This window comes from Desulfoluna sp. (genome assembly GCF_030145185.1).
In the GTDB taxonomy this organism is placed as follows: domain Bacteria; phylum Desulfobacterota; class Desulfobacteria; order Desulfobacterales; family Desulfolunaceae; genus Desulfoluna.
In genome coordinates, this window is sequence record NZ_JAQYWB010000062.1 from 24,366 (window position 1) to 34,568 (window position 10,203).

The window sequence follows — 10,203 nt, forward strand, 5'->3', positions numbered from 1 at the left end:
TTCTGGCGGGATAGAATGTCGCGCCTGCCATCCAAAAGCCACAGGCCCCCGCTTATCCCGGGTGACGCCCCTCGACCCCACCCCTTCGCCATGACAGAGGTGATTCATGAACAACAAAGTAGTCTTTGTCGATGATGAGAAGGCCATTTTAGACGCCATCACCCGTGCCTTCCGAAATGAACCGTACAAGATCTACACCTTTGACGATCCCTCCGCCGCCCTGGAGGAGATCCACATCATCGAGCCCGCCGTGGTCATCTCCGACCGCATGATGCCCGCCATGGACGGGTCGGAATTCCTTAAAAAAATCCGCATCCGGTGGCCCTCCATCGTGCGCATCATGCTGACCGGTCACTCCGACATCGATGCCACCATCGCCGTGATCAACAAAGGCCACATCTTCCGCTTCATTAACAAGCCATGGGACAAGACCGAACTGAAGATGTCGGTAAAAAACGGCGTCGACCACTTCAACCTCGCCATGGAAAACAAGCAGATGTCCCAGGTGATCAAGCAAAAAAACGAGGCCCTTCTCGCCCTCAACAACGAAATGGAAGGGCGCTTGAGGGCCTGCCTGGATGAGGTGGAAGAGTCCGGAAAACACCACAATGAGCTCAACCGGCGCCTCCAGGAGACCCTGGTCTCCATCATCACCGACATCGAACATGCCAAAGGAAGCTGAAGGGAGACCCCATGGCGGAGATCCTTGAAGATGAAAAAAAAATTATCCTTAAAATCGTTTACTACGGCCCGGCTCTCTCCGGGAAGACCACCAACCTCATGCAACTCCATGAGCTGATCCACCCCGGCCAGTGTGGCGACCTCATGAGCCTGGAGACCCGGGGTGACCGCACCCTTTTTTTTGATCTTCTCCCCATCCTCACCCGCACCGAAGGGGACTACCGGGTCAAGATCAAACTCTTTACCGTGCCAGGCCAGGTGGCCCATGATGCCACGCGCAAAGCGGTCCTCTCCCGGGCTGATGGGGTCGTCTTCGTGGCCGATTCCCAAATCACCCAGGCGGTTAATAATTTTCAAAGCTTTGAAAATCTCGAAAAAAACGCCGGTCGCATTGGCTTGGATTTTAACCGCCTCCCCCTCGTGGTCCAGTTCAATAAACGGGACCTCCCTGACATCCAGAGTGAAGAGGAAATTCTCACGCGATGGGGACCGGCAAAACTCCCCGTCACCTTCGCCACGGCCCTGAAAAGCAAGGGGGTCCAAACCACGTTTGAGGCCATTCTTTCGGCCACCTATCGCCACCTTGACGCCCAGCACGACCTGGAACAGCGCTACCAAATCATGGAGCGCAACCTGCTCTCAATTCTGCCATCCTCCCCCGAGACCGTGAACCGTTGACCTTCAAGCCAAGGAGATGCCTCGCGCATGGAGAGGCCCCACGAGACCATCGCCCCCTTTGACCGCGAATACACTTTAAAGGACCTGCTCTCCCCGGAGATGGTCCTCACCTGGGCTCATGCCGCGCCGCGCCTGGGGGTGGCCCATCTTTCCGTGGTCATGCCCGACGGGACCCCTCTGGCCCCCGATCCCCCCCAGGGTGAGGTGGCCGAGGCCATCCGGCAACTCGTCGCGGAGACCCGGCCGGAGACCAAGATTTCCAGAGAGACCGCCGAAGGCTGGGTCCTCCTCTACCCGCTGATCCACGAACTGGAACCGGCGGGCTACCTGGCCCTGGGCTTCAGCCCCAACGGAGAAGGACCGTCGGAGGCCATCGATGCCGCGGGGACCATTTTGAGCACCGCCATCACCCAGATCATGAAAAGCGGCTACGGGTTGGCCATGGCCTCCCAGGTCCACGGAGAGGTGGTGGAAGACGCCTTTACCATCCTCAAACAAAAGGCCACCCAGCTGGCCCGATCCGAAAAAAAATACCGTCTCCTGGCCACCCGTCTCGACGGAGAAGTCAAACGAAAGGCCGAGGAGATCCGCCTGGCCCATGAACGGCTCATGCAGCAGGAAAAAATGGCCTCCATCGGCCAGCTGGCGGCCGGGGTCGCCCACGAGATCAACAACCCCATGGGATTTATCACCAGCAATATCAACAGCCTCGAAGAGTATACCAGAGAAATCATCCAGTTCATCGGCCTTCAGCGGACTCTCATCCGGGAAGCCGCCGCCGCCGACCTGCTAAGCGGCGAAAACGAGGCGCGCCTCCTGCTGGAGATTGAGACCTTTGATCAAAACGCCGACATCGATTTCATCCTGAAGGACATCCCCCCCCTGCTCAGCGAGTCCATCGACGGCGCCGAGCGCATCCGGAAAATCGTCCAGGACCTCAAAGATTTTTCCCATCCCGGCGAGGAAGAGCTTTCCACCGCCGACCTCAACGCCAACCTCGATAAAAGCATCAACATCGTCAGCAGTGAACTCAAATACAAAGTCATCCTGAAAAAACAGTACGGCACCCTCCCACCGGTGCAATGCTACGCCCGGCAACTCGACCAGATCTTTATCAACCTCCTGGTCAATGCCGCCCAATCCATCACGGACAAGGGCACCCTCACCCTCACCACCGACCACGACGCCACCCATGCCATCGTGGCGATCTCAGACACCGGCTCCGGCATCCCCAAAGAGAAGCTGAAAAAAATCTTCGACCCCTTCTACACGACCAAACCCGTAGGCCAGGGCACTGGCCTAGGGCTCAACGTGGTGTACAACATCATCAAACGACATCGGGGCTCCATCAGTGTCAAGAGTGAGGTGGGCAAAGGGACCACCTTCACGCTGCGGCTTCCCCTGCGCCAACCTGCCCAGGAGGGAAAATCATGAGCCGACTCGCATCCCTCTTTCTGGGCAAGGAGGCACCTGCTGCCGAAGAGAAAAAAGAAGAGGCGACCCCCTACGCCATTCTCTTTGTCGATGATGAAGCCGGGGTTCTGGCGGCCATGCAGCGGATCTTCCGAAAAGAAAACTACCGCATTTTCACCGCCTCCTCCGCAGAAGAGGCCCTGGCCTGCCTCAGCAAGGAGACCATTCACGTGATCATCACCGATCACCGCATGCCGGGCATCACGGGCGCTGATCTCCTGCGGCAGATCAAAAAAGAATACCCCCACACCATCCGCATCATGCTCACCGGCCATGCCGATGTGGGGGCGATCATGGGGGCCGTCAATGAGGGCGCCGTCTACAAATTCATTACCAAACCCTGGAATGACGAAGACCTGCGCATCACCGTGGGGCTGGCCCTGGAACAATACGATCTGATCCGTGAAAATCGGGCTTTGAAAAAAAATCAGGACACCCAGAACAAAAAGATCAACCAGATGAGCCGCTTCATCAACACACACCGCAGCCAGGTGGGCGCCCTCCTGATAAAACAAAAACTCATCCGGGAAAGCGACCTCGAAAAAGCCCGCAACATCCAGGAGCAGACCCATCAACCCCTTCCCCAGGTCCTCATCGATCTGGACCTGGTGGACGAACGCGCCTATATCGAAGCCATCCAACGGGAGATGGGCATCAATCGCGTCTACCCCGCAGAATTCAGAACGCCGGAGGCCCTGGTCGCCCTGATCCCGAGAGCGCTCTGCGTCAACAGCCTGCTGGTTCCCCTGAAACGCACAGAGACCGGGCTCATGGTCGCCATGAACGACCCCAGCGAATACCTGAAGATCGAGGACCTTCAGTTCATCTCCGGCCTGCGCGTGGAACCGGTCATCGCCACCCGGCAGGAGATCCTCAAGAAAGTAGATGAACTCTACGGCGAGGAGGGCACCGACCTCGAAGAGCTCACCATCCTCGAGATGGAAGACCCCACCGAAAGCATCGAAATCATCCTCGACGAAGAGGATGAAGAGACCGACCTCAAAGAGCTCCTCATCGCCAAAGACCAGCCCCCGGCCATCCGCATCGTCAATGCCATCATCTCGGATGCCCTTCGCCATGAGGCCTCCGATGTTCACATCGAACCCAAAACCAAATACGTCATGGTGCGCTACCGCGTGGACGGACTCCTCCACGACAAAATCCATGTGCCCATCACCATGCACTCCGCCATCGTCTCCCGCATCAAGGTCATGGCAGAACTGGACATCTCCGAACGGCGTCGTCCCCAGGACGGCCGCATTACCGTAAAAACCCCCTCAAAGTTAGTGGATATCCGCCTCTCCTGCCTGCCCACCATCAACGGCGAAAAGGTGGTGTTCCGAATCCTTGACCGCAACGCCTCCATCAAAAGCGTGGAAGAACTGGGCCTCAACCCGGAGGAGAAAGAGACCGTCACCCGCCTCATCAACCGCCCCCAGGGGTGTATCCTCACCACCGGCCCCACGGGAAGCGGCAAGACCAGCACCCTTTATTCCCTCATGCAGGAGAACGCCTCCATCACCAAGAATTACACCACCATCGAAGACCCTGTGGAGTATTTCATGTCCATGGCCGAGCAGGTGATGATCAAAGAGAAGATCGGCCTCAACTTTCCCCTGGTGCTGCGCGCCATCCTCAGACAAGACCCCAACGTCATCATGCTGGGAGAGATCCGCGACTTTGAAACCGCGGAAGTGGCCTTCCATGCGGCCCTGACAGGCCACACGGTCCTGAGCACCCTGCACACCAACGGCAGCATCCCCAGCATCACCCGGCTGCGGGATATGGGCATCCAGCCCTATGTCATCGGAGAAGCCTTAAACGGCATCATCGCCCAGAGACTGGTCCGCCGCATCTGTGAGGGGTGCAAAGAAAAAGAACCGCTCTCCCCGGAGACCCTGGACGCCCTTGGGATCAACCCCAACGGGGATAATTTTCCCGCCTTCCGTGGCAAAGGATGTGAGCGATGCAACGACACCGGCTACAAAGGGCGAACCGGTCTGTTTGAAATTCTGACCATCAACCAGGAGATCAAGCAGCTCATCAACACCGAGGCCTCGGAATCGGAGCTCACACGGGCCGCACGCTGGGCTGGCATGAAACCTCTCATTGAAGACGGCTGGGGCAAAATCAATCAGGGCATCACCACCGTCGAAGAGGTGTTGCGCGTCCTGGGCCCCCAAAACACCCTGGAGGTCAAATGCCCCCACTGCAACGCCAACTTAAAAGAACGCCATCGATACTGTCCCTATTGTTCAACTCAGCTCCAACTCCAGTGCACCCACTGCGCCCGCATCCTGGAACCGGAATGGAAAAGCTGCCCCCACTGCGCCACGCCCGTCACCCCGGCCTGATGCGGGCAAAAAAAAACGCCCACGGGGTTTCCCCCACGGACGCATGACATGCCATCGTTCCCTTAAAAATCAACCCGGCCCCACGGCCCAGGAACCGACCACCACGGCCGGCTCGTATTCCACGCGATTTCGTCCCAGGGCCTTGGCCCGGTAGAGCGCTTTGTCCGCCCGGTTAATGGAGTTGCGGATATCTTCGGCCGGGGTGTATTTCGTTACCCCCACAGAGATGGTGACCCGGAAAGAATCGGGGAAGGTCTCAAAAATCAGGTTTTCCGTCAGGCCTCGCACGCGTTCCGCACACTGCATGGCCTCGCTCACCCCTGAGTTGGTCAGAATCAGAATAAACTCCTCGCCCCCATATCGCGCAATATGATCGATGTCCCTCAGGTTTTTCTGAATCGTCTGAGCCACGGTCCGCAACACAATATCGCCCCTGTCGTGGCCGTAGGTGTCGTTGACCTGCTTGAAATGATCCAGATCAATGATACAGATGGAAAAAGGGTGCACGCCCCGATCTCCTAAGGCTTTCTCCCGTTCAAGGATCTCAAACATCTGACGGCGGTTGAACACCTGGGTGAGATCGTCATGAATGGCGAGCCGTTCAATGGTCACCATGGCCCGGGCCACCTTCTCCCGAAGGCTGGTGATGTACCCGCCCACCAGAGAGAACCAGGGAAGAACCACCACGAGAATGACGAGGTTCATCAGCTCCAGGCGGCCATTGAACCCGGCGGGATTCTGTCGATAAACAAGAAAAAGGACCCCGCAGTAGTTGGCGATGGCAAACAGAGCAAGAAAGAGAAACTGCCGAAGCTTGAGTCGGAACAAGCCGTAGACAAAGACCACGAGGTAGAGCAGCAGCATCCCCCCCCGGATCTCTCCAGAGTGATAAATGATCACCATGGCCCAGAGAATCCCCACCAGCATTTGAAAAAGCGTCAGGCTCGGGTCCTTGAAGCGACGGTTCAGGCCGCTGCGAAACACTCCGAACAGAAGGGTGTTGTAGAGAAGCAACAGGCCACAGCAACGCAGCAGTGTCTCCCAGGAAATCGTGACCAAGCCCATATAACGCAGGTATCCCGCCAGCCCCATCCACATGAGGTAGGAAGCGCCCCCCATGATGAACCGTTTCATACGAAGCCTCTGATTGAGATCCGCCTCTGGCATCCATTTCAATCTGCTCTTTCCTTTCGCCGTCCCAGGAAGAAAGGCCCCCCGAGAGCTGAAGATCGCAGCACGTCACACGTATCGATCTCTGTCGCCACTCTCGAACCGTTTCAAGATCAAGATTCATCTTGATTTTTAATCCATGGTCAAAGAGCCCTTGATGGACGTGTCATTATAGAATAATTACACAAAAAAACTCAAGTTTCAGGGTAACTATTCAGTTTATGCCTCCGGCAACCTGCGTTCAAGGTGGCACACCTTGCCACCGGAGGCTTTTTGTTTGGTTTTTGGGGCTGAATAGTTACGTTTCAGGACTCTCTTCCAGGGCGTGCACCGGGATCCGAAAGAAAAGGACATAAAGCACCGGCACCATCCCAAGGGTGATGGTCGTGGCAAAGATCAGGCCGAAAATAATGGACACAGCCATGGGCTCGAACATGGGACCCCCGCCCACCCAGAGGGGAATCAACCCGCCTGCGGTGGTCAGGGTGGTCAGCAGGATAGGGCGAAGCCGCCTTTGCGTGGCCACCACCACAGCCTCAAGAGGCTCCAGTCCGTTATCATCGATTTCAATGCGGATACGATCCAACAGCACGTTGGCATTATTAATAACGATACCGGACAGCGCCACCACCCCCAAAAGAGTCATAAACCCGAAATACGACCGGGCAATCAGCAGCCCCGCGGTCACACCGATCAGCCCCAGGGGGACGATACAGATCAAAAGAGCCGTCCGCCTCAGGGAGTTGAACTGCAGCACCAGGAGCAACATGATAAGCATCGCGGCAAAGGGGAGCTGATCGGCGATGGCCCGATTGGCTTTGGATGACTTTTCCGCCTCCCCGGCCACCTCGTAGCGATACCCCAGACCCCAGTCGCCGCTCTGAGCCGCCATCCAGTCCGAGATGTTCTCATTGATGGACAGGGCATTGTATCCCTCGTACAAATCGGCGTACACCTCCACCGTCCGAAGCCGGTCCCGGCGGATAATCTTTCCATTCTGCCAGTCTGTTTCCATGCGGGCCACCTGACTCAAGGGGACCGATTGCCCGGTACTTAAGCTATAGATTCGCAGGCCTTCCAATTTTTTAAAATCGTTTCGATCGGCCGCCACGGAGCGCACCACGATGGGAATGAGGTCATCATCCTCCCGGTACTGCCCCACCTGAATACCGCTTAAGGTCCCTTGAAGGGAAAGGGCGATATCCCGGCTGGTGATCCCGGCACGCCGGGCACGCTCCTGGTTCACCCGCACCACCAGCTTCCGGGTCCGACGTCCCCAGTCATCCCCCACAGCCCGGACCCCGGGCTCCTGCCGCAGGCGATTCTTCAAGCCATCCACCAGCCCAAAGAGCACCGACTCACGCTTGCCCGAAATCCGAATGGCCACCGGATGATTCACCGGAGGCCCCACGGAGAGACGGGAGACCTTGGCCCGTACCTCGGGGAGGTCTTCGTCACAAAAGCGTTGAAGCCTTTCCACCACCTCGGCCACCGCCTCAAAGGAGGTGGTGTTGATCACCAGATAGGCAAAGCTGCTCTCCGGAGGGTCCGGACGGTAGGAGAGAATATAACGGGGCGCCCCTTTGCCGATAAAACTGCCCCAGTTCACCACGCCTTCCCCGCCATCCGTCGTCATGAAATGCTCCGCGATAAAGGCTTCGATCCGTTTCACCATCGCCTCGGTGTGGGCAATATCCGACCCCGGCGGGGTCTCCACGGTGGCCGTAATGATGCTGCGATCAGAATCGGGCATGAATCGCTTGGGGACATACCGGAAGCCATACATGGCCACGACAAAGGCCAGGCACATGGACGCCACAAAAAGCCAGCGATAACGCAGCAGCCCCAGAAGCATCCGCCGATAACGGAGGTAAAAAAAGGCGTTGTATCCGGCGTCCTCCTCCTGGGTTTTGACATGCAGAAACCGGACACAAAACAGAGGAATCATCGTCAAGGCCAACACCCAGGAGCTGAGCAGGGTCAAGGTCAACACCTTGAACAGAGGCGCCGTATACTCCCCTGTCGAGGACTTGGCCATATAGATGGGCAAAAAGGCAAAGGAGGTGGTGAGGGAAGCCGTGAGCAGGGGCCGGGCCAATTCCTTTGCCGAGTTGACCGAGGCGTCCGCCACGCTCTGCCCCTCACGCACCTGCGTCATGATGGATTCGCTCATGACGATGGCGTTGTCCACCAGAATCCCCAGGGAGATCAGAAGCGCCGCCAGGGAGACCTGATCGATCCCGATCCCCAGAAGCCCCATCAGCAGAAAGGCCATCAAAAGGGTCACGGGAATCAGGCTGGCCACCAGCAACCCCGTACGCAACCCGAGGCTCACCAGCATCACCAGACAGACAATGGCGATGCTCTGCATCAGGTTGGCCAGAAAGTTGCTGACGCTCTTGTGCACCCGCTCGGGCTGACACGCCAGATACTGAAAATCCACCCCAATGGGATAATGGCGCTCTACCCGCGTTTTAAAGGCAGCCATCGCCTTGCCCAGGGTGATAATATCCCCCCCCTCGGACATGGACACCGCCAGGGCCAGGGCGGGTACACCATTAAAATGCATCAGGTCCGACGGCGGATCCTGGTACCCCCGGGTGACGGCCACCAGGTCCTTGAGATAGACCACCTCTTTTCGTCCCGGCACTGAAATCACCGTGTCGAAAATCTCCGACACCGCCTCAAAATTGCCGGTGGGCTCCAGGTTAATACGCTCCTGGCCCGACTCCAAGGCCCCTCCGGGGATGATGATGTTGCGCTGGGAAAGCACCTGCTGCAGCATCAGCGGAGAGATGCCATACCGGGCAAGACGCGCCGAATTAAACTCTAAGAACACCTGCTCCTTCTGCGCCCCCAGGATCTCCACCTTGGCCACATCTTCAATGCGAAGCAGCTCATCCCGGACCTCATCGGCCACCTCTTTGAGCTCTCGATAGGTGAAGCCCTCGCCGGTAAGGGCAAGAATCTGTCCAAAAACATCCCCGAAGTCGTCGTTCACAAAAGGCCCCACCACGCCCTCGGGAAGATTGCGGGCCTCCTTGTCCACCTTGCGCCGCAGCTCGTCCCAAATAGGGCGCATGTTCTTGTACGTCTCATCGATGTTCACATAAATAATGGAGATCCCTGCGCGGGATTCGCTCTCCACATAATCGAGTTCAGAAATTTCCTGGATCACCTTCTCCAGGCGGTCCGTCACCAGCTGCTCCACCCGATCCGGGCTTGCCCCGGGAAAATAAGTGGTTACCATGGCGACCCGGACGATAAACCCGGGGTCCTCATCCTGGGGCAGGCGATGAAGGGTCACCCAGCCCCCCAGGACCACCATAACAATCATCACCAGGGTCACACGGTTCATCCGAATCGCCGCTTCGGTGAGATGCATCATGGGGCCTCCTGCTCTTTAAAAAGCACCCGCATGCCCTCACTTAAACGACTCATGCCGGCCGTCACCACCCACTCCTCACCGGCCAGCCCGGAGAGGACCTCAAGCCCGCCTTCGGTCAGCGCGCCCACCGTAACGGGAACCCGCCTGATCGTCGCCTCCGCCTCGCCTTCCGGTTCGGCGACATACAAAAAGGCCCCCGAATCGTCGGCTCCCACCACATGGGAGGGGACCAGAAACCGTTCGCTCTGCACCCCGTCAAATCGGAAGGTCACCTCAGCCGCCATGCCCGGCAGCACCTTGATCGTCTCTTCAATCAGTCGAAGGGTCACGGGATAGGTGGCGGCAAACCCCGTGGCGGCCGTCCCCACCTTGTACACCACGGCCGAAAACCGTCTATCCGCTGTGGCGGCAAAACGAACCGCCACCCTCTGTCCCGTTTCAATGGCCGAAATCATCACC

At 57.8% G+C, this 10,203-nt stretch carries 7 protein-coding genes; 4 read left to right on the forward strand and 3 right to left on the reverse strand.

Going from position 1 to position 10,203, the window contains the following annotated elements; translation table 11 throughout:
* Positions 1-106: 106 nt before the first annotated feature.
* From Q1Q75_RS17505 to Q1Q75_RS17520, 4 genes are read left to right on the forward strand one after another with little or no spacing between them, the layout of a single operon-like run.
* Positions 107-682 (forward strand): response regulator, encoded by a 576-nt coding sequence (locus Q1Q75_RS17505; RefSeq protein WP_300673252.1) that lies wholly within the window; start codon positions 107-109, stop codon positions 680-682.
* 11 nt (positions 683-693) lie between these two features.
* Positions 694-1,359 carry a GTPase gene (locus Q1Q75_RS17510; protein WP_300673254.1) on the forward strand — a complete coding sequence of 222 codons (666 nt, stop codon included), beginning with the start codon at positions 694-696 and terminating at the stop codon, positions 1,357-1,359.
* 27 nt (positions 1,360-1,386) lie between these two features.
* Positions 1,387-2,793 (forward strand): ATP-binding protein, encoded by a 1,407-nt coding sequence (locus Q1Q75_RS17515; protein WP_300673256.1) that lies wholly within the window; start codon positions 1,387-1,389, stop codon positions 2,791-2,793.
* Positions 2,790-5,186, forward strand: coding sequence for an ATPase, T2SS/T4P/T4SS family (locus Q1Q75_RS17520; protein ID WP_300673257.1), 2,397 nt, complete (start codon positions 2,790-2,792; stop codon positions 5,184-5,186). The genes Q1Q75_RS17515 and Q1Q75_RS17520 overlap by 4 nt, the downstream gene beginning before the upstream one ends.
* Before the next feature lie 69 nt (positions 5,187-5,255).
* On the opposite strand, the gene Q1Q75_RS17525 is transcribed toward Q1Q75_RS17520, so the two are convergent.
* The 3 genes from Q1Q75_RS17525 to Q1Q75_RS17535 form a co-directional block, all read right to left on the reverse strand.
* The gene (locus Q1Q75_RS17525) at positions 5,256-6,320 is read right to left on the reverse strand and encodes a GGDEF domain-containing protein (protein ID WP_300673258.1); all 1,065 of its coding nucleotides are present in this window, start codon (positions 6,318-6,320) and stop codon (positions 5,256-5,258) included.
* Positions 6,321-6,654: 334 nt separating this feature from the next.
* Entirely contained in the window at positions 6,655-9,744 is a 3,090-nt protein-coding gene (locus tag Q1Q75_RS17530; protein WP_300673260.1) for an efflux RND transporter permease subunit, read from the reverse strand.
* The coding region (locus Q1Q75_RS17535; protein ID WP_300673262.1) for a hypothetical protein at positions 9,741-10,203 on the reverse strand (463 nt) is incomplete at its 5' end. The genes Q1Q75_RS17535 and Q1Q75_RS17530, both read right to left, overlap by 4 nt.